This window comes from Sinomonas susongensis (genome assembly GCF_005877005.1).
GTDB classification, from domain to species: Bacteria; Actinomycetota; Actinomycetes; order Actinomycetales; family Micrococcaceae; genus Sinomonas; species Sinomonas susongensis.
This window is the reverse complement of the sequence record NZ_SSNH01000001.1, coordinates 102,174-122,269: the sequence shown is the minus strand read 5'-3', so window position 1 is coordinate 122,269 and position 20,096 is coordinate 102,174. Positions and strand designations below refer to the sequence as shown.

The following is a 20,096-nucleotide window of genomic DNA, read 5'->3' as shown; positions in this document are numbered from 1 at the left end:
CCCACTCCTTGTCGCTCGCGCTTCACCTTGACTGCAGAGGCTGCGGACAGCTCGGCGCCTCGGGGTGCGGGTGGAGCAGAGTCCGGCCCCGCCCTCCAGGTCGAGACCTGCCCCCAACGACCCTTAGACCATAACGGGGCAACCCGGATGTGGAAAGGCACGGGCAGCTCCGTGTTGCGCCGGCGGGTCGGCTGGCTGCCCGCGCCGTGTAGGGTGGCGTCCGTGCAAGCCGAGACGGAAAAGGGCGCCGGGACCACGGCCGGCGGTGAGAGGACGGTCGAGGAGATCGGCCTCGGGTTCGCGGAGCTCCTTGCGCTCCTCGCGCTGCACGGCGGCCCAAGCACAGAGGGGACAGCGGAGCTCCTAGGCCTGCTCGACTACGCGGACATCCCCGAAGTGCTGTCCGCAGGTGCGTCCGCGCTCGTCGCACGCGGGTTCGCGGACGTCGGCGGCTCGGGCGAGCTCCTCGTGGAGGGCCCTGTCGCCGGGATTGCCACCGCGCTCGGCGACGCCGAACGCCGGATGAACCTCACCCTCGAATCCCCCGCGTTCTCCGATCGCATCGTCCTGCTCGAGGCGCCCGGCGTCGCCGTCCTCATGCGGCCCCGCGCCTACGGCACGTGGTGGGCGCTCCCCCAGCGCGCCGACCTTCCGCCCGCGGAGGCCACGCTGCAGCTCGTCGCCGGCCACCTCGGCGAGCAGCCCCGCGGGCGCGTCCTGGTCGAGCGCCACGGCGTCGGCCAAGGCTACGCGCTGTCCGTGCGGCGGGCGGACGACGGCGGCTGGCTGCTCGGCGTGAAGATTCCCGACTCTGCGGAGATCCCCGAGGACCCTGGTGACGACGTCGTCCTCCTCACCGCCCTGCGCGCGGTGCGCAACGACTGATCCCCGCGCCTGCTGGCCACCCTGGAGTAACGCGCAGCGCAGGTGCCGTCGCCGCCCGTAAAATGGAAGGCATGACTTCTTCGGTGGGCTTTGTCGGCTGGCGCGGCATGGTGGGCTCCGTGCTCATGGAGCGGATGCAGGACGAGGGCGACTTCGCCTCGATCGACCCCGTGTTCTTCTCGACGTCGAACGCCGGCGGTGCCGCTCCCGCCTTCGCTGGAGGCGCCGGGCCGCTCGAGGACGCATACGACGTCGAGACCCTCGCCAAGTTCCCGATCATCGTGACCGCCCAGGGCGGCGACTACACGAAGAGGGTGCACCCGCAGCTCCGCGCAGCCGGCTGGGACGGCCTCTGGATCGACGCCGCGTCGACGCTCCGGATGAACGACGACTCGATCATCGTGCTCGATCCCGTCAACCGCGAGGTCATCGACCAGGGCCTTGCCTCCGGCGTGAACGACTTCATCGGGGGGAACTGCACCGTCTCGTGCATGCTCATGGGCCTCGGCGGCCTGTTCCGCAACAACCTCGTCGAGTGGGGCACCTCCATGACGTACCAGGCGGCGTCCGGTGGCGGGGCCCGGCACATGCGCGAGCTCCTGAACCAGTTCGGTGCGCTGCACGGCGCGGTGGCGTCGGAACTCGAGGACCCGGCGTCGGCCATCCTCGAGATCGACCGGAAGGTCCTCGCGGCCCAGCGCGGCGGCGTGGACGCGGCACAGTTCGGCGTCCCGCTCGCAGGCTCGCTCATCCCGTGGATCGACGCCGACCTCGGCAACGGGCAGTCCAAGGAAGAGTGGAAGGCCGGCGTCGAGACCAACAAGATCCTCGGGACCGGGAGCGGCAGCGCGATCGACCCCGTCATCATGGACGGCCTCTGCGTACGGATCGGCGCCATGCGCTCGCACTCCCAGGCGCTCACGCTCAAGCTGCGGGAAGACCTCTCGGTCGCAGAGATCGAGAAGATCATCGAGGCCGACAACCAGTGGGCGCACGTGGTGCCGAACGAGAAGCAGGCCTCGATGGACCAGCTCACGCCCGTGGCGGCCTCCGGCACCCTCGACATTCCCGTGGGGCGCATCCGCAAGCTCGAGATGGGAGCGGAGTACATCTCCGCGTTCACGGTGGGAGACCAGCTCCTGTGGGGCGCCGCCGAGCCCCTCCGCCGCATGCTCAAGATCGCGACCGGGACCCTCTGACCCGAGGCCTCCTGAGCCGACCCCTCAGCGCCTCCAGTAGGCCTCGATCCGGGCCGTCGCCTCGCCGACTGCGGAAGCGACATCCGGAGGGAGCTCCTCGAACAGTTCCGGGCGAACGCGCGGCGCGGACGGCGTGCCCTCCTTGAGCCATGTCCCGACCGCACGGCCCCCGACCGCCACCATGGCCTTGAACACCCCGTTCACCCCCGGGATGAGCCGTTCGAGGTAGGGGTCAGGGATGGCGACTGAGCGGTCGCGGTAGCCAAGTGCGAGCTCGTCGTAGCCGGGCAGTGCTACTACAGTGCGTTCGCCGCTCCCTGAGGCGAGCAGGGACACGATCTCGGCCGTGCAGAACAGGCCCCGACCCTCATGCTCGAGGGCCACTGCCCCCGCCCCCGCCGCACGGAAGGGCCCTCGCACGGTCCCGAGCGGCTGTCCGATCCACCACGCGAAGTCGCGCTCGTCCACCGGCCCGTGCGAGGCCAGATACCGCCACGCGAGGTGTTCGAGGGCGTCGTCGCCCTCGAGCCCCTCCCCAGGGGGCAGCCATTCGTCGGCCAGCCGGAACTCCTGCTGCCGTCCGCGCAGGGGCCCCTGCACGAGGACCAGCCGATGACTCAGGATCGAGAGGAGATGGATCCCCCGCTGGGTGCGCGTGGGCTGTCCGGCTGCCTCGAACGCCTCGAACAGCTCGGCACGCGTCAGCCCCGCTCCTCCAGCGAGCCGCGCTTCCGCCACCTTGCGCACGACCGCGACGTCCTCCTCCGTGATCCCGAGCCCGCGGTGCCGGGAGGCCGCCGAGCGCATGACCCGATCGGAGGCGAGCCGCACATAGGTGCGGGCGTCCTCGGCGGCGACGAGGAAGAGGGTACCGCGCATCGTCCACGTGCGGACGACGGCGCCGCTCGCCAGGGCGGCCGCCACCCCGCTCGCCGTGCCGCCCTCGGCCCGGACGCCGACCGCGAGCATCCCGGCAGGCAGGTCCTGGCTCTGGAGGGCCGCCATCCGCCGCACGACCGCGCCGGGGTCCGGCGTCATCCTCAATTCGGCGGGAACGGAGTCCCCTGCCACGAGGCCCTGCGCCGCAAGGCGGAGGCGGGCCAGCGCCGTCGTACTGATGGAGGGGGCGGCATCCGTCGGCATGCCTCCATGATGCACCGCGGCTGCGGACAGGGGCTGTCCGGAGCCTGAGGGCTTACACGAAGGCGCCGACGCCCGTCACGTCGCGGCCGATGAGCAGCGCCTGCACGCTCTCGGTGCCCTCGTAGGTGTGGATCGACTCGATGTCCATCATGTGCCGGATGACGTGGTTCTCGAGCAGGATCCCGTTGCCTCCGAGCAGGTCCCGGGCAGTGGACGCGATGAAGCGTGCCTTGCGCGTGTTGTGGTACTTCGCCATCGAGGCCTGCGTGGGACGCATGCGGCCCTCGGCATCGAGACCAGCGAGGTGGACGCAGTGGAGCTGCATGCTCGTGAGCTCGGCGAGCATCTGCGAGAGCCGGTCCTGGACGAGCTGGAACTTCGCGAGCCGTTGGCCGAACTGGACCCGCTGCTGGGCGTAGGCAAGCGCTGCCTCGTACGCGGCGGTCGCGTGCCCGAGCGCAGACCAGGCAACGCCGAGGCGGGTCGCGACAAGCACCCGGGACGTGTCCTTGAACCTCCGCGCTCCAGGCAGGACGTTCGCCTCCGGGATCCGCACGCCCTCGAGCCGGATGCGCGCCTGATGGATGGCCCGCAGCGAGCCCTTCCCCTCGATCACCTCCGCCCTGTAGCCCGGGGTGTCCTGCTCCACGAGGAAGCCTCGGACGTTCCCGTCCTCGTCGCGGGCCCACACGACGGTGACCCCGCCCGAGGCTCCGTTTCCGATCCACTTCTTCTCGCCGTCGAGGACCCACTCCCCGCCGTCACGGCGGGCCGTCGTCTCAAGGCTCACGGAGTCGGAGCCGTGGTCCGGCTCGGTGAGCGCGAACGAGCCGAGCTCCTCGCCCCGCGCAAGCGGCCCGAGCCAGCGGTCCTTCTGCTCGGGCGAGCCGTGGAACGCGATCGAGCGGAGTGCGAGGCCGCCTTGGACCGCGACTACAGTCCCCAGGGAACCGTCGCCCCTCGAGACCTCCATGTTCACAAGCCCGGCCGCGAGCGGACTCATCGGCTCGAGTCCAGGCACTTCGATCCCGTCGGCGAGGAGGTTGAGCTCGCCCATCCTCTTGACGAGGTGGACCGGGTACTCGGCGCGGTCCCAGTGGCCGTTCATCACCGGGAGGGCTTCTTCGACGAATTCCCGGGCCCGTTCCCAGGCGGCACGGTCGGTTCCGGGAATTCCCTCGAACACGGCGTAGTAGTCGGTGTCGAGGGCAGCTTGGAGGTCGTAGTCAGGCACGCCTCAGAGTTACCCTGAAACTCAGTGTCAGGTCAAGTGGAACTGGGTCTCACGGCACTAGGCTTCACGGGTACGGTGTTTCACCCGACTCAAGGGCTGCCGAGGGCCTCTTCGATGCGCCGCGCGACGTCGGCCGGCGGAACGGACCGCTTGAAGACCGCGACGACGACGTCGTCCGCCTCGATGGGACGGGAGCGCGCGCCGTCGCTCGGGCCATCGTCCGATCGACGAACAACGCCGAAGAGCCGCCGCACGGCATCCAGTTCAGCCCGGAGCCGCCCCGCGTCCATCGCGGGGTCGCCGCGCATGAGGCCCCGGAGAAAGTAGTTGTGAGTTGCGATCACGGTCGAGGCGAACCGGACGACGTCGAGGTCGGCTTCCGCTGGGAGTGCCTCCCGCAGGTATGCCTCGAAGAGCCGCTCGTACCGGAACGTCGTCACGAGTTCCCTGTCCCGCAGGATCTGCTCGCGGTTCACGACCGCGTAGCGGAGCCGGGCGAGCTCCGGCTGTTGGGCGAAATGGGCGAACACACCCTCGGCCGCGCGGCACACGGCCTCCCAAGGGTCCGCGTGCGGTTCGGCCAGGAACGATCCGGCTTCATCGAGGAGCGCGTCGTGGTCGGCGAAGACCACGTCCTCCTTCGAGCGGAACTGACGGAAGAACGTGCTGCGCGAGAGCCCGGCGGCGGCCGCGATCTGCTCGGCATTCGTCCCCTCGTAGCCCTGTTCCGCGTACAGCCGGACGGCTGCCGCCGCGACGTCGTGACGGAACCGGGCGCGTTCCTGGCGCGCCGCGACCGTCCCCCCGCCGGATCCCGCGGCTTCGGTCACAGCTCGAGCCCGATGAGCAGCGGCTCGTTGCTGAGCTCGATGCCGAAGTGCGCCTGCACTCCGTCCCGCACCTCGCGGGCCAGGGCCAGCAGGTCCTTCGCGCTTGCTCCGCCGCGGTTCGTAATAGCAAGGGTGTGCTTCGTGGAGAGCGACGCGCGGCCGCCGGTCACGCTCCCGTCCTCGAGGCCGTAGCCCTTCGGGAAACCAGCGTGCTCGATGAGCCATGCCGCCGACGTCTTCACGAGCCCTTCCCCCGCGGGATAGCGCGGGGCCTCAGCGGGCAGCGCCGCTGCGGCGTCGAGCGAGAGGATCGGATTGGTGAAGAAGGACCCGGTCGAGTACGTGTCCCGGTCCGACGGGTCGAGGACCATGCCCTTCGAGCCGCGCAGCCGCAGGACCTCGCGGCGGACGTCGAGGGCCGAGGCGCGCTGGCCCGGCTCGACGCCGAGGGACCTCGCGAGCTCGGCGTAGCGGACCGGGGCGCTCATGCGGCCCAGCGCAAGCTGGAAGTCCACGCGCAGCACGACGAAGCGGGGGGAGCCTTCCGTCGTCGTCTGCTTGAGGAGGGAATCCCGGTAGCCGAACTTGAGCTCTGAGGGGACGAACGTCCTGACGGCGCGTGCCTCACGATCCCACGTGCGCACCTGCCAGATGGTCTGGGAGACATCCGAACCGTAGGCGCCCACGTTCTGCACGGGGGTCGCCCCGGTGGAGCCGGGAATGCCCGAGAGGGCCTCGACGCCACTCCACGCGTGGTGCACGGCGTAGTCCACGAAGTCGTCCCACGGGTGGCCCGCCTGGACGCCGACCGAGACTCCGCCGCACGCGTCCGCAGAGTCGAGCTCGAGGCCCTCCGACGCGATCTTGAGGACCGTTCCCGGGTAGCCCTCGTCCGCGACGATCAGGTTTGAGCCGCCACCGACGATGAGGAGTGGCTCCCCGGCATCGTCGGCGGCACGCACGGCGTCGATGATCTCCGCCTCGGTACGCGCCTCCTCGAAGCGGGCCGCGGGACCGCCGACGGCGGACGTGGTCAGGGAGGAAAGGAGGGTCTCGCTCACCCGACCAGCTTAGTCGGACCCGTCTCAGCCGAGGCGGACGACGGCCTGCGCCTTCGTCAGCACCCGCTGTCCCCCGCACGTGACCGTGAGGTCGACCCGGGCGGTACGGGCCTCGGGGTCGAGCGCGCCGATCGTCCCGACGACGTCGAGCACGGCACCCGGCTCGTCGCGTCCCGTGGTGTCCGAGACCGGCACCGGCTTCGTGAACCGCGTCTGGTAGTCCACGACGGCGCCGGGATCGCCTGCCCAGTCGACGACGAGCTGCACTGCGGCGCCCATCGTGAACATGCCGTGGGCGATCACGCCCGGAAGCTCGACGGCAACCGCGAAGTCGTTGTTCCAGTGGATCGGATTGAAGTCGCCGGACGCCCCCGCGTATTTCACGAGGTCGGCACGGGTCACCGCGATCTCGCGGCGACCGATCTCGAGCCCGGTTTCGAGCTCGTCGAAGGCGGGCGCGGTGGCGGATCCTGTGGCGGTCATTGGCCCTCTCCCCGGACAAGGATGGACGAGGTCGCCGTGGCGACCTTCTCCCCCGACTCGGACGCGATCTCGGCGCGGGTCGTGATCATGGCCCCGCCGCCCATCGCGCGCACGTTGTCGACGTGCAGCTCGGCTGTCAGGCGATCGCCCGCCACGATCGGGCGGTGGTGGGTGAAGCGCTGCTCGGCGTGGACGACGCGCGAGAAGTCGATGCCCGACTCGGGGTCTGCGATGAGCTGCGCGTCGGCTCGCTGGGCGATGATGATCGCGAACGACGGCGGCGCGACCAGGTCGGCGTGGCCGAGCGACTTCGCGGTCTCGACGTCGAAATGAGCGGGATTGACGGCTTTGACGGCTCGGGCGAATTCGCGGATCTTCTCGCGGCCGACGTCGTACGCCTCGGCGGGCGGGTAGACGCGACCCTGCAGGTCGGGGTTGATGGCCATGGAAGAAGCCTATCGCCCGAGCTCAGCCCCGGAGGCGCCGGCGCATCTCCCGCGCGCGGATGCCGATGCCGAAGAGGTGCGCCACGAGGCCGATGCCGATGACGACGAGCGATGCGTACAGGAGCCACGCAACGTGGCTCAGGTTCGCGACGATGTTGAGGATGATCCCGACCCCCAGGAAGGCCATGCCGGAGAGCACGACCCTCCTGTAGAGCGGAGGGGCCGTCTCCCAGAAGTCGTTCACGCGTCCCTCGTTCAGGCCGGCTGGACGCCGAAGGCGGTCGCGAGCTTCATGATCTTCTCTGCGCGGCCGAGCCGCGGGAGATCGGAGCCGTCGCGGATGACCCGGCCGTTCGCCTCGAAGTCGCGCATGAAGTCAGAGGCCCAGGCGACGTCGCTCGGCGTCGGGCTGATGACCTCGTTGATCACGGTGGTCTGGTCGATGGCGAGGCACAGCTTGCCGGTCATCCCCATCATCACCGTGATGGCGCTCTGCTCGCGCAGGATCGGGTGGTTGGTCCCGACGGTCGGGCCGTCGATGGGACCGGGGAGGCCGCCGACGCGGCTTGCGACGACAAGCTTGGCCCGCGGGTAGGCCATCGCCTCGGGCGTCGCCGCCATGCCTGTGTCACGACGGAAGTCGCCCGAGCCGAAGGCAAGACGGAAGGCGCCCTGGGCCTTGGCGATGTGGTTCGCCTCCTCGATGCCCACCGCCGACTCGACGAGCGGGATCACGGGGGTCTTGCCGTCCATGCGGTGGTAGCTCTCCGTCACCTGGTCCGAGGACTCGGTCTTCGCGAGCATGACGCCGAGGAGTCCCGCCGTTCCGCGCAGGGCCGCAAGGTCGTCGGCCCAGAACGGGCTCGTCGCATCGTTGATGCGGACCCACGCCTGGCCACCATCGCGCATCCAGCGGAGCACGTTCTCCCGCGCCTCACCCTTGTGCGAGGGATCGACTGCATCCTCGATGTCGAGGATCACGGCGTCCGCCCGTGATGACGAAGCCTCCGCGAAGATCTCAGGCCGCATCGCGTTGACCAGCAGCCACGAGCGGGCGATCTCGGGATTGACAGCGCGGGCTGGGCGGGAGAGATCAGCACCGGTGGGACGGGGCGATTCGGCGGCGGTGGTTGAGGTCATGGGTCAACGGTATCCCGCGCCAGCGCCGCAGGCACATCGGGTCCAGCGCCGCAGGCACATCGGGTCCAGCGCCGCAGGCACATCGGGTCCAGCGCCGCACAAGCCTCAGCTCGCCCTAGTGCTCCTAGATGCTGAGGGCGTACCGCGAACTCCATCCGCCGCACGCCTCCCACCAAGTGATCCCGGAGCGCATGCCGGGGGCGCCGGCCGGTGCGGACCGCAAAGAGGAATTGCCCTGGTCTGGGCGGGATGTGGCGTCCTCCACCGCTGTACCTTGGGCAGTCTGGGGCTCCATATCAGCCATAGCTATGCTCCTGATACTTCTCGGGATGGTCGACGAATCGCTCCCCAGCGCGACGATCCAGTACCAGTGCACTACGGCCGAATTATTATGTCAACTGATTTGATAAATTGCTCAGACTGCTCCCGCGGAGGTTCTCGCCGTCGTCGGAAGGAGTCACGCGAGGAAGACTTGCCGCCCTGTCAGCTCCCGCGGGACAAGGCACACAAAGCGGTCCCGGACGCCGCCCGCCCAGGGCTCCTCGACCCCCAGCCCGAACAGCTGGGTGAGGAGGTCGGAGTCATCGACCACGCTCGCCGTCCCCGAGACAAGCACCGACCAGCCGGCCTGGGCCACGGGGGTCACCGAGTCGATTTCGAATGCCACGCCCTCCTGGGGCAGCCCGTCCGCAATGACCCCGTGGCGCGAGGTGCGGAAGTACACGCAGCCACGGTAGACCGCGTAGTGGACGGGGAAGACCCGGATGCGCCCGCTCGCCGTGAACGCGAAGCGCCCTATCCCCGAGGAGCCGAGCAGCGCCCAGCATTTCTCCTCGTCGAGCTCGAAGTCCTCGTGCCGGACCCCGGGCCCGGAGTCGCCAACCGTGGGCATGGCCGTCTCCTCACGCTCAAGCCTCAGCCTGCCACGAGAGAGGCGGCGAGCGGAAGAGCCTTCCTCTTCCACTCGCCGCCTCACCTGACTCGTCGCCCCTCAGGGGCTTCCCGACCGGGAAACGGGCGAGTCTCGGATGTCAGCCGGTGACGCGCACCCACGCCGTCGCTTCCCCGGGGAGCTTGCCACCCTCGACTTCGGCGCTCGCGAGGAGCACCTCGCCCTCGGGCAGGACCACGGGGGCCGTCCCGAAGTTGGCCACAACGTGCCAGCCGCCCGGACGCACGAAGTGCAGCACTTCGTCGTCCACGGAATCCTGCCAGCCGAGCGCCTCTGCCGCCTGCAGCTCATGGCGGAGCTTGAGGGCCCGGCGGTAGAACGAGAGGGTCGAGCCCGCGTCAGCAGCCTGGACACTCACCGCGTAGTCGGCGAACCAAGCCGGCTGGGGAAGGTGCGAGCCGTTCGAGCCGAAGCCGAACGAGCTGCCCTGCGGCTCCCACGGGAGCGGCACGCGGCAGCCGTCGCGGCCGACTTCGACCCCCTTGTTCCGGAAGAAGGTCGGATCCTGCCGATCCTCGTCAGCGATCTGGCCGACTTCCTGCAGGCCGAGCTCCTCGCCCTGGTACAGGTAGGCCGAGCCCGGGAGTGCGAGCATGAGCAGCGTCGCAGCCTTCGCTCGCCGCAGGCCCCGCTCGGCGTCCACCTGTGCGGGGTCGCCACCCTCGAGCAGCCAGTCCTTGCCGTCCGCGCCCGCGCCCTCCTCGCGGCCGCTGCCCTTCGGCAGCCCGTACCGGGTCGCGTGGCGGACGACGTCGTGGTTCGAGAACACCCAGGTCGAGGATGCCCCGGTCGCGGCAGCCTCGGCGAGGTTCTTGCTGATGATGGTGCGGAACTGCTCAGCGTCGAAGTCGGCCTTGAGCAGATCGAAGTTGAATGCCTGGCCGAGGCCCTCGGGAGACGCGTAGCGGGCGCGGCGGTCGGCGTGCACCCAGGCCTCTGCTACGGCCGTGCGGGGCGGGTTGTACTCGTTGAAGAGCCGCCGCCACTCGGCGTAGATCGTGTGCACCTCGTCGCGATCCCACAGCGGGTGCTCACCGTTGCGGAAGAGGTCGGCGCGGTGGAGCAGCTCGAGGCTCTCGACCTCGGCGTCCATGTCCTTCTTGAGCGCGTGGGCGACGTCGACGCGGAAGCCGTCGGCCCCGCGGTCCGACCAGAAGCGAAGGGTCCTGAGGAAGTCCTCGTGGACCTCGGGGTTGTCCCAGTCGAGGTCAGGCTGCTCCTTCGCAAACAGGTGGAAGTACCACTGGCCCGGCGTGCCGTCGGGCTCCGTGACGCGCTCCCACGCTGGGCCGCCGAAGATCGACGTCCACTCGTTGGGCGGCAGCTCGCCGTTCTCGCCCAGGCCGTCCCGGAAGATGTAGCGGCGGCGGGCCGCGGAGCCCTTGGGTGACGCGAGGGCCTCCTGGAACCACGCGTGGCGGTTGGACGTGTGGTTCGGGACGATGTCGACAATCACCTTGATGCCGACGGCGTGCAGCGCAGCCGCCATCTCGTCGAAGTCCTCGAGCGTGCCGAGGCGCGGGTCGACGTTGCGGTAGTCGTCGACGTCGTAGCCGCCGTCAGCGAGCGCGGACGGGTAGAACGGGCTCAGCCAGACGGCGTCGACCCCGAGGTCCTTGAGGTACTGGACCTTCGACGTGATGCCCTTGAGGTCGCCGAGCCCGTCGCCATTCGAGTCGGAGAAGCTGCGCGGGTAGATCTGGTAGACGGCCGCCTGCCGCCACCAGTGGGCGTCTTGAGCGGTGGTGTCCGGTGCGGACTCGACAGGCGTGGACACGGGGTCTCCTTGTCATGGGAATGTGGGGGACAGAGATGCTGTGCGGGTGACCGTCATGGCTTCGAGAGACATGGCTTCGAGAGACATGGCCCCGAGAGATAATTTAGAATCTAAATATAGCTCGCGTCACCATTATTGTGGCGGGGCAGGAGGAGGTCAAGGCCGTGCAGGAACGAGGCGGCGTGCAGGGGCGGCCCGAGCCCGCCGGCACTGAGACGGGGCCCGTCGGTCCGCACGTCGTGCGCTTCGTGACAGCCCGCACTGTCCTCGCCGCACTGCGCCGCGGGGGCCCATTCACGGTCTCCGAGCTCGTCGAGCTCACCGGCCTGACGCGCGCGACCGTGATCGCCGTGTGCGAGGACCTCGTGCGGCGCGGCTGGGCGGAGGAGCAGGACCCCGAGCGCACCGGCCCCCAGCGTGGCCGCCCCCCGCGCACGTTCGGCTTCCGGGCGGACGCCGGCGTCGTCGTGGGCCTCGACGTCGGCGCCCACAAGACCACGGCACTTGTGACCGACCTGCGCGGCGACATCCTCTCCACAGCCTCCGGGGACCTCCCCCGGGGTGCCAGGACGGCGCAGGCGCGCCTGGATGTGGTGAGCGGGGTGGCCCTCGCGGCGCTGCGCGACGCGGGGCGTGAACCCCGGCACGTCCTCGCCGTCGGCGTCGGCGTCGCGGCGCCAGTGGACCGGAACGGGCACGTCGCGGCTGGCTCGGACTTCTGGGAGATGTTCGACGTCGGGCTTGCGGCCGCCCTCTTCGACCGCCACGGGTGGCATGTGCTCCTCGAGAACGACGCGAATCTCGCTGCCCTCGCGGAGCAGTGGCGCGGCGCGGCCCAGGGGCTAGACGACGTGGCCGTCCTGCTGGCCGGCGAGCGCCTCGGCGCGGGGATCATCGAATCCGGCCGCCTCCTGCACGGGCGGAACGGCGCGGCGGGCGAGCTCGCGTTCCTCAGGCTCGTCGACGGCGCGGTCGGGCCGCACGGCATTGCGCAGCTCGCGCGCGAATGGGGCGCCGAGGCAGCGGCCCAGCCCACGGGCCTCGCCGGGCTGGCCCCGTCCGAGGTCACCGCGGAGGCCGTGTTCACGGCAGCCGAGGACGGCGACGCCGCGGCGGCTGCTGTCCTGGTCCGGCTCGAGGATCGGATGGCCCGCGTCATCGCCGTGCTCAGCACCCTCCTGAACCCGGAGCTCGTGGTGCTGGGAGGGGCGATCGCCCCCGCGGCCGCCCGCCTCCTGCCCGGGATCCGCGCTGCGCTCCCCGATTTGACCGAGACGCCCGCCGAGATCGAGGTATCGGGGCTCGGCGGCGAGGCCGTAGCGCTCGGGGCCATCCGGCGGGCGCTCGACGACGTGGCCGAGAGGTCGCTCGCGATCGCACTGCCAGACGTCGGCTAGCGGGCCACGCGCGGGTCGGTCAGGCGGGGATCCACGCCGCGATCCTCGTGCGGAGCCGCACGATGACCGGCTCCGTGACGCGATGGGCGACGACGGCGAGCACGAGGGAGACCGGCAGCGCAATCCAGCCGACTTCGAGCCAGTCGGAGTGGTTGAGGACGCCGAGGATGCAGAGCACGGGATAGTGCCACAGGTAGATCTCGTAGCTGATGCGGCCGACCGCGACGAACGGCCGCACGGAAAGTGCCCGGTGCAGGAGCCCGCGCGGGCCTCGCATGATTCCGACGACGAGCAGCACGGCGCCGAGGTCCGCCGACAGCACGTCGAGGGTCGAGAACGGGGCCATGGTGGAACGCACCACGCTCAGTGCAAGGAAGGCCAGCCCCGCGAGGGCGGCCCAGCGCCCCACCGAGAGCCGCCTGCCGTGAAGCGCCAGCGCCGCAGCGCAGCCCGCCATGAGTCCGCACGCACGCAGGATGAAGGAGACTTCCGCCGACTGGGCCTCCGCCAAGAGTGCCGCGACCGCCAGTCCTCCTGCGGCGACGGCCGCGGCGATGAGTGCCCAGCGCCGTCGCCCGCGCAGGAGCAGGACGAGAGCCGGGGGCCAGAGGAAGTAGAACCACTCCTCCACCCCGAGCGACCATGTGTGCTCGTACGGCGAGAGCATCGTCGAGCCCGACTCTGCGCCGACAGGCATGAGGTAGAACAGCGAGAGCCCAGAGCCGCTGAGCGCGGTGCTGAGCCCCATCGTCGCGGCGATCGGCACGAAGACGACGGCGAGCATGAGCACGAGCGGAGGTCCGAGGCGCACGAGTCGGCGCGTGTAGAACCGGCGGAATGAGACCCTCCCGGCGGCTCCGTGCTCCTGGAGGAGAAGGGTCGTGATGAGGAAGCCCGAGAGCACGAAGAAGACGTCGACGCCGCCGGCCCCGCCGAAGTGGGCCGGCATGACAGCGTGGTAGACCGCCACCAACGCAATGGCCAGGGCGCGCAGCCCGTCGAGGGCGGGAACGTACCCGAGGCGCTGAGTGGGTACACGTTCCGCCGGGGACTGGACGGGTAACGTTTGAGTAACGGTCATCGGAGCAAGTGTACCGAGAGTTGCTGGTGAGGCTGGGAGTGCCGACTCTCGCTTCAGCGGGAGATCGCCGCGTCGAGGGCACGGCCCGGCGCCTCGGCCCCGGCCTGGCTCGGATGGATGCCGTCGTGGGACATCCCCGGCGCGTACTGCTCGCCCTCCCGCACGCCGGCGGGCGCATCGACCCACTCCCAGCCGTGCGCGAGCACCAGCTCTTTGAGCGACGCATTGAACGCCACGGTGGCGCCCTGCGCCGAGTCGCGCGGTGGGATCGCCGAGACGATGACGCGCGGCGCGCCGACGGTCGCGACGATCCTCTCGATATTCGCTGCCGTCACCGAGAACGGCACGCCCTGCGCGAGATCATTCGTGCCGCCGATGACGACGAGGACGTCTGCCCTGACCGGACGGACGTTTGCGGCCATCCGCGCGGTCGTCGCCCCGCCGGCCGCCCACCCGCCCGCGAAGAGGTCGAGAGGCGAACGGGCGTACGTGACCCACGAGAGGCTCCCCGTGAGGCCGACGCTGAAGCCCGGGCTGTCGCCCTGCGTGATGGAGTCCCCCACTGCCGCGAATCTGACCGCCCTCACTTCCGTGGAAGGCCACGCCGGGCCCTTGGCCTCCGGCAGACTGCGCACGGTGCCGGCCGCAGCGACCACGCCCGCGAGAACGGCGAGGGCCGCCCACCCCCCGAGCCTCCCGCGGCTGAATCTGCTGGTCTCCTTTGGCATGGTTCCCCCTGCCAGTCGAACACGCGGGACAGCGCCCAGAATACGCCCGTCATCTGTCCCGGGACACGACAAAGGCCCCGGTTACCCGGGGCCTTGAGCCGTAGCGGTGGGGAGGCTCGATCTCCCGACCTCACGATTATGAGTCGTGCGCTCTAACCAACTGAGCTACACCGCCAGAGAGCCCCCCACGGGAATCGATCCCGTGACCTCCATCTTACCAAGATGGCGCTCTACCACTGAGCTAGGGGGGCAACAGACAGATACTTTACCGGAGCCCCGACCCGCGAACAAATCGAAAGCGGCCCTTCAACGCCCGCCCAGTCAAGGGTCGGGAGCGGAAACGACGAGGCCCGGCCGCACCCCCCCAGCAGGCTGCAGCCGGACCTCGTTCGCGGTAGCGCGGGAGTCCGCGCTTCCGCTGCCCACCCCCGGACTATCTTGACATGACACAACCGGTCTTGTCACTAACGTTTGACAGATCGGTGAACTAAGTGAGAGCTGACGTCCAGTCAGCCGCGGCTGCCGCCGAAACGGCGTGCGCCGCCGGAAGCAGCCCCGCTGCGGCCGGCGAAGCCACCCCGGGACGCGAAGCCCTCACGGCCACCGCGGTCGCCACGATTGCCGCGGTCGCCCCAGTCGTCCCGGCGCTCGCGCGCGCCGGAGCCACCCCTGCCACCACGGCCCCAGTCGCCGTCACGCGGACCGCGATCCCGGTCCCGGCCGCCGCGGGAGCCCCAGTCGCCGCCCTCACGAGCGGGGCGGCCGCCGGAGTCGAGCTCGAGCTTGATGAGCTCGCCGCCGATCCGGGTCTTCGAGAGCGCCTTCCACTGCTCGCTTGAGAGCTCAGCGGGGAGCTCCACGAGGGAGAAGTCGGAGCGGATGTCGATCCCGCCGATCTCGCTTGAGTGGAACCCGCCCTCGTTCGCGAGCGCGCCGACGATCGAGCCCGGCTGGACACGCTGCCGGCGGCCCACCGCGATGCGGTACGTTGCGCTGCCCTCGGACGAGCCGCGAGGGGCACGCCCCTGGCCGCGGCCGCCGTCGCGCGCATCCCGGTCACGCCCGCGCTTCGCGAAGTCCGGAACGCTCGGGATCTCCTGGACGAGGAACGGAGTGTCGCCCTGGACCATCACGGCAAGTGCGGCCGCGATCTCAGCAGCGGGCACGTTGTGCTCGGCCTCGTAGGAGGAGATGAGATCGCGGAACAGCGAGACGTCCTCGGACTCGAGGGTCTCGGTGATCTGGTCGGCGAACTTGCTCATGCGCAGCGAGTTGACGGTCTCCGCCGTCGGGAGCGACATCTGCTCGACGGGCTGGTGGGTCGCCTTCTCGATCGCCCGGAGCAGGTACTTCTCGCGAGGCGTCATGAACAGGATCGCGTCGCCCTTGCGGCCCGCGCGGCCCGTACGGCCGATGCGGTGCACGTAGCTCTCGGTGTCATGGGGGATGTCGTAGTTCACGACGTGGCTGATGCGCTCGACGTCGAGGCCGCGCGCCGCGACGTCGGTCGCCACCAGGATGTCGATCTTGCCGTCGCGGAGCGCCTCAACGGTGCGCTCTCGCTGGGCCTGGGCGATGTCGCCGTTGATCGCCGCCGCCTGGAAGCCGCGGGCCTTGAGCTTGTCGGCGAGATCCTCGGTGGCCATCTTCGTGCGGACGAACGCGATGACGCCGTCGAACTCCTCCACCTCGAGGATGCGCGTGAGTGCATCCACCTTCTGCGAGCCGACGACCTGCACGTACCGCTGGCGGATGTTCTGCCCGGTCGTGGTCTTCGACTTGACCGTGACCTCTTCAGGGTTGTTGAGGTACTGCTTCGACATGCGGCGGATCTGCGACGGCATGGTCGCGGAGAAGAGCGCGACCTGACGGCCGTCCGGGGTCTCCTGGAAGATGCGCTCGACATCGTCCGCGAAGCCCATGCGGAGCATCTCGTCGGCCTCGTCGAGCACGAGGTACTGGAGCCCCGACAGGTCGAGCGAGCCCTTCTCGAGGTGGTCGATCACGCGGCCAGGCGTGCCGACGACGACCTGGGCGCCGCGGCGCAGGCCTGCGAGCTGCGGGCCGTAGGCGGAACCGCCGTAGACCGGGAGGACCGTGAAGTCCTCGAGGTGCTTCGCATAGGACGTGAAGGCCTCGGCGACCTGGAGCGCAAGCTCGCGGGTCGGGGCGAGGACGAGGGCCTGGGTCGAGCGGGACGGCCCGTTCTGGTCGTGGAGTTCCGCGAGACGCGAGAGCGCCGGAACCGCGAAGGCCGCGGTCTTGCCGGTGCCCGTCTGGGCGAGGCCGACGACGTCGCGCCCCTCGAGCAGGAGCGGGATGGTCGCCGCCTGGATGGGCGACGGCTTCTCGTAGCCGACGTCGCTCAGTGCCGCGAGAATGCGGTCGTCGATGCCGAGGTCGGTGAAGAGCACACCGCGGTCCTCGCTGGCCTCCGGCACGGCTGGGGCAGCAGTGGTCTCAGGGGAAGAAGTGGTTTCGGGAGCCTCTTCGTCCATTGCGAAAGGGGCATCCAAAGTTTCAGACATAGAGGAATCCTCCGGTAGGGGAGCCTTAATGGCGGCTCATCGGTCAATGCCGAAGCCCGGCGCTGTCTCAATCCCGTGGCAGGACTTCTCGCTGCACTCGGCGCCACACGCGCACCAACAGCGTTTTCTTCAGCCGGCTCCCCTATGAAACTGCCCGCCTCGCGGGCCCCAACACGCACTACTCCTGCCTCAAGAATTGGGCAGGAAGAGGGAATACCGGCGCAGTGGGGGATACATCTATCGTACAGGACGGACGAGGCCGGACCCGCCGCGGTCGTGCATCACGGCCCGTGAGCTTCCACACAGGGCCCTGACTCGACAGGGAACGCTACGCCTCGCGACCCAGCACGCGATCGATGTAAGGCCGGATCGCGCTCGCGAGACGGATCGCGCCCTCGGCCTCGGCGTCGAGGAGCGCCTCCGCCCGCTCGGGCGTCGGGTCCGCGAGCCACTGGCCGACCCGGACGCCGTGGTCCGGGACGTGCTCGATGCCGAACTGCTCGCCGGCCTCGACGTCACCGGGGGTGATGACCCTGAGATAGGCCCCCGAGAGCCCGGCCGCCTTGAAGCGCTTGACCCAGCCGTCTTCGCCGATCCGACGAGCAAAAGTCGCGCAGGGCACGCGGGGCATCGTGACCTCGAGGACCGTGCCGCCCGGGAAGCGCCAGCGTTCCCCGATCACGGCGTCACTCGCGCTGATCCCGTCCACGCGGAAGTTCTCCCCGAAGTAGCCCGGCGGGATCTCACGCCCGAGGACGCCGGCCCACAGCGCGGCGTCGTCCTCGGAGTATGCGTAGACGGCCTTGTCCTCGCCGCCGTGGTTCGCCCGATCAGCCTGGACGTCGCCGTGCACCCCGATCCGCCGGATCCGCACCGGGCCCTCGACGGGCCGCTTGTCGATCGCCGTCACGCCGACGACGCCCGAATCGGGCAGGAGCTGCCGGACGCGGCAGACGGCAACGAGGCGCGCGGACTTCATGGCCAAAGCGTAGCCGAGCGCCCTCACGGATCGAAGCGGTAGCCGATGCCGGCTTCGGTCTTGAGATGGCGCGGGTTCGAGGGGTCCCGCTCGAGCTTCCGGCGAAGCTGGGCCATGTAGACCCGCAGGTACTGTGCCTCCTTCGCGTACGCCGGCCCCCAGACCTGGGTCAGGAGCTCGCGCTGCGTCACGAGCGTGCCCTGCTGCCGCACGAGGAGCGCGAGGATGCTCCACTCCGTCGGCGTGAGCCGCACGTCCTTGCCCCCGCGGACCACGCGGCGGGCGGCGAGGTCGACGCTGAAGTCGGCGGTCTGGATCCGCGGCACCTCGGTCCGGACGGCGCTGCGCCGCGCTGCCGCCCGGAGACGGGCCAGGAGCTCCTCGAGGCCGAACGGCTTCGTGACGTAGTCGTCCGCGCCGGCGTCGAGGGCCTCGACCTTGTCCTCGGCAGCGTGCCGGGCCGAGAGCACGATGATCGGGACGGTCGTCCACTCCCGCAGGCGGCGGATGACGTCGACGCCGTCCATGCCCGGAAGCCCCAGGTCGAGGACCACGATGTCCACCGGCGCCGAGGCCGCGTTCTCGAGAGCTGCCTCGCCCGACTGGACCGTGACCGCCTCATAGCCGTGGACCCGCAGGTTGATCTGGAGCGCGCGCGCAATCTGCGCCTCGTCCTCGACCACGAGCACGCGCGTCATGCCGTGCTCCCCGCCTCGGCGGGGGCCGCGCCGCCCGGCGACCCATCGCCGTCGGGCGCTGCCAGCGGAAGGACGATCCGCATCGTGAGGCCACCGCCCGGCGTCTGCCCCGCTGAGATCCGACCGCCCATCGCCTCGACGAAGCCCTTCGCCACGGCGAGCCCGAGACCGATCCCGGCACCGTGACGGCTCGCATCGCCCACGCGCTGGAACGGGTTGAACACGGCCATGAGCTGCTCGGGCGGGATGCCCCCGCCGTGGTCCACAACGCGCAGTTCGCCCATCGCCCGGCCCGAGGGGTCGGCCTCCCCCGCGCCCGCCTCGAGCTCGAGCGGCAGTCCGGGTGCGTACTTGAGGGCGTTCTCGACGAGGTTGGCCACAACGCGCTCGAGGAGCACCGGATCGGCCTCGACGGGAGGGCACCCGGGCGAGACCCGGTCGTCGACGACGGCATCCTTCGGCCAGGGCGGAAGCACCTCGCGCCAGCGGACCGGACGCAGGAGCGGTGTCACGCTGTCTGCCGAGATGCGGGACATGTCGAGGAGGTTTCCCACGAGCGCGGAGAGCCTGTCGGTGTAGTCCTCGATCGTCTCGAGCAGCTCCGCCTGCTCCTCGCGCGTGAAGTCGACGCCGGGCTGCCGCAGGCTGCTCACGCTCAGCTTGATCCCGGAGAGCGGCGTGCGGAGGTCGTGCGAGACGGCCCGGAGGATCGACGTCCGGATCGTGTTGCCCTCCTCGAGCCGGCGGTTCGCCTCGCGGCTCGAGGCCAGCTGCCGACCCTGCCGGATCGCGACGAGGTACGCACCGAAGGCCTCCATCATGCGCCGTTCCGCGGGCTCGAGCTCCCGGCCTCCCGCGAGGAGCGCGTAGTGCTCGTCGGCGATGACGAGGCCGTCCGCGGCCGCGGGCGTCACGGGCGGCGCCTCGCCTGCACTCGCGACGACCTCCCACCCCGGCCTGACCGCGCGCGGTGTCCCGGGTTCGCGCCGCTCCAGGAGCGTCACAGCACGCAGCCCGAGCGCGGCCCGGACACGCTCGAGGAACTCCTGCACCTGCCCCCCGGAGCCGAGGATCCCGCGCGCGAGCTCGGCCATCGCACGGGCGTCCGCCTGAGCCCGCGCGGCCTGCTCGAACCGCCGCGTCGCGGCACCGACCGCGAGGCCCACAGCGCACGCGACCGCGAGGAAGATGAGGAGCTCGCCCACGACCTGGGGATCCGCGATCTGGAAGCTCCCGACCGGCGCGACCGAGAAGTAGTTGAGCAGGAGGGAGCCCACGACCGCGGCCACGGCAGCGGGCCAGAGGCCCCCGACGACGGCGACAGCGACCGCGGCGGCGAGCTGCACGAGCATGGTCATCGCCATGTTGTGGTAGCCGCCCGCGACGACCGTCGCCTCGACCGTGACCGGCAGGGCGAGGGCTAGAGCGAGGCCCCACAGGGTCCGACGGCGGTCCAGGACGCCCAGTTCGGCCAGCCTGAGGCGATGCTCTCGGGCAGGCAGGAGCGGAACGCGCTGCGGCATGCGACCATGCTG

19 protein-coding genes and 2 tRNA genes are annotated in these 20,096 nt (G+C 70.3%); 3 read left to right on the top strand and 18 right to left on the bottom strand.

The window, feature by feature from the left end; translation table 11 throughout:
* Positions 1-222 precede the first annotated feature (222 nt).
* Both E6A21_RS00560 and asd read left to right on the top strand, forming a co-directional pair.
* Positions 223-885 (top strand): hypothetical protein, encoded by a 663-nt coding sequence (locus E6A21_RS00560; protein ID WP_138442169.1) that lies wholly within the window; start codon positions 223-225, stop codon positions 883-885.
* Between the two features lie 71 nt (positions 886-956).
* Positions 957-2,084 (top strand): aspartate-semialdehyde dehydrogenase, encoded by a 1,128-nt coding sequence (gene asd / locus E6A21_RS00555; RefSeq protein WP_138442167.1) that lies wholly within the window; start codon positions 957-959, stop codon positions 2,082-2,084.
* A 24-nt stretch (positions 2,085-2,108) separates the two neighbouring features.
* Here the strand turns inward: asd and E6A21_RS00550 are convergent, their stop codons facing one another.
* From E6A21_RS00550 to E6A21_RS00505, 10 genes are all read right to left on the bottom strand, one after another.
* The gene (locus E6A21_RS00550) at positions 2,109-3,227 is read right to left on the bottom strand and encodes a winged helix DNA-binding domain-containing protein (RefSeq protein ID WP_138442165.1); all 1,119 of its coding nucleotides are present in this window, start codon (positions 3,225-3,227) and stop codon (positions 2,109-2,111) included.
* 52 nt (positions 3,228-3,279) lie between these two features.
* Entirely contained in the window at positions 3,280-4,461 is a 1,182-nt protein-coding gene (locus E6A21_RS00545; protein ID WP_138442163.1) for an acyl-CoA dehydrogenase family protein, read from the bottom strand.
* Positions 4,462-4,550: 89 nt separating this feature from the next.
* Positions 4,551-5,291, bottom strand: a complete 741-nt coding sequence (locus tag E6A21_RS00540; RefSeq protein WP_138442162.1) for a TetR/AcrR family transcriptional regulator — start codon at positions 5,289-5,291, stop codon at positions 4,551-4,553.
* The gene (locus tag E6A21_RS00535) at positions 5,288-6,352 is read right to left on the bottom strand and encodes a UDP-N-acetylmuramate dehydrogenase (protein WP_138442160.1); all 1,065 of its coding nucleotides are present in this window, start codon (positions 6,350-6,352) and stop codon (positions 5,288-5,290) included. The genes E6A21_RS00540 and E6A21_RS00535 overlap by 4 nt, the downstream gene beginning before the upstream one ends.
* 24 nt (positions 6,353-6,376) lie before the next feature.
* Positions 6,377-6,835: a MaoC family dehydratase gene (locus E6A21_RS00530; protein WP_138442157.1), complete on the bottom strand. Its 459-nt coding sequence runs from the start codon at positions 6,833-6,835 to the stop codon at positions 6,377-6,379.
* Positions 6,832-7,281, bottom strand: a complete 450-nt coding sequence (locus E6A21_RS00525) for a MaoC family dehydratase N-terminal domain-containing protein (RefSeq protein ID WP_138442156.1) — start codon at positions 7,279-7,281, stop codon at positions 6,832-6,834. Before E6A21_RS00525 ends, E6A21_RS00530 begins: the two co-directional genes overlap by 4 nt.
* A gap of 22 nt (positions 7,282-7,303) precedes the next feature.
* A complete protein-coding gene (locus E6A21_RS00520; RefSeq protein ID WP_138442154.1) occupies positions 7,304-7,525 on the bottom strand; it encodes a DUF4337 domain-containing protein in 222 nt (73 codons plus the stop codon).
* A gap of 11 nt (positions 7,526-7,536) precedes the next feature.
* Entirely contained in the window at positions 7,537-8,421 is an 885-nt protein-coding gene (locus E6A21_RS00515; RefSeq protein ID WP_138442152.1) for an HpcH/HpaI aldolase/citrate lyase family protein, read from the bottom strand.
* A 457-nt stretch (positions 8,422-8,878) separates the two neighbouring features.
* Positions 8,879-9,313, bottom strand: coding sequence for a pyridoxamine 5'-phosphate oxidase family protein (locus tag E6A21_RS00510; protein ID WP_138442150.1), 435 nt, complete (start codon positions 9,311-9,313; stop codon positions 8,879-8,881).
* Between the two features lie 139 nt (positions 9,314-9,452).
* Complete coding sequence (locus tag E6A21_RS00505; protein WP_138442147.1) at positions 9,453-11,150, bottom strand: glycoside hydrolase family 13 protein; 1,698 nt, start codon at positions 11,148-11,150, stop codon at positions 9,453-9,455.
* Between the two features lie 164 nt (positions 11,151-11,314).
* Between E6A21_RS00505 and E6A21_RS00500 the strand changes: the two genes are divergently transcribed.
* On the top strand, positions 11,315-12,547 hold the full coding sequence (locus E6A21_RS00500) for an ROK family transcriptional regulator (protein ID WP_246036109.1): 1,233 nt from the start codon (positions 11,315-11,317) through the stop codon (positions 12,545-12,547).
* Between the two features lie 19 nt (positions 12,548-12,566).
* Here E6A21_RS00500 and E6A21_RS00495 read toward each other — a convergent pair whose 3' ends face one another.
* The 8 genes from E6A21_RS00495 to E6A21_RS00460 all read right to left on the bottom strand — a co-directional run bounded on the left by E6A21_RS00495 (position 12,567) and on the right by E6A21_RS00460 (position 20,084).
* Positions 12,567-13,628 carry an acyltransferase family protein gene (locus E6A21_RS00495; protein WP_138442145.1) on the bottom strand — a complete coding sequence of 354 codons (1,062 nt, stop codon included), beginning with the start codon at positions 13,626-13,628 and terminating at the stop codon, positions 12,567-12,569.
* Positions 13,629-13,681: 53 nt separating this feature from the next.
* Complete coding sequence (locus E6A21_RS00490; protein ID WP_138442143.1) at positions 13,682-14,356, bottom strand: SGNH/GDSL hydrolase family protein; 675 nt, start codon at positions 14,354-14,356, stop codon at positions 13,682-13,684.
* Between the two features lie 101 nt (positions 14,357-14,457).
* Positions 14,458-14,531: transfer RNA gene (locus E6A21_RS00485), tRNA-Met, on the bottom strand.
* A gap of 4 nt (positions 14,532-14,535) precedes the next feature.
* Positions 14,536-14,607 (bottom strand) — tRNA-Thr (locus E6A21_RS00480).
* A 258-nt stretch (positions 14,608-14,865) separates the two neighbouring features.
* On the bottom strand, positions 14,866-16,884 hold the full coding sequence (locus E6A21_RS00475) for a DEAD/DEAH box helicase (RefSeq protein ID WP_138442141.1): 2,019 nt from the start codon (positions 16,882-16,884) through the stop codon (positions 14,866-14,868).
* Positions 16,885-17,212: 328 nt separating this feature from the next.
* Positions 17,213-17,863, bottom strand: a complete 651-nt coding sequence (locus E6A21_RS00470; protein WP_138442139.1) for an MOSC domain-containing protein — start codon at positions 17,861-17,863, stop codon at positions 17,213-17,215.
* 23 nt (positions 17,864-17,886) lie between these two features.
* A complete protein-coding gene (locus E6A21_RS00465; RefSeq protein WP_138442137.1) occupies positions 17,887-18,561 on the bottom strand; it encodes a response regulator in 675 nt (224 codons plus the stop codon).
* Complete coding sequence (locus tag E6A21_RS00460; RefSeq protein WP_138442135.1) at positions 18,558-20,084, bottom strand: sensor histidine kinase; 1,527 nt, start codon at positions 20,082-20,084, stop codon at positions 18,558-18,560. Before E6A21_RS00460 ends, E6A21_RS00465 begins: the two co-directional genes overlap by 4 nt.
* Positions 20,085-20,096 lie beyond the last annotated feature (12 nt).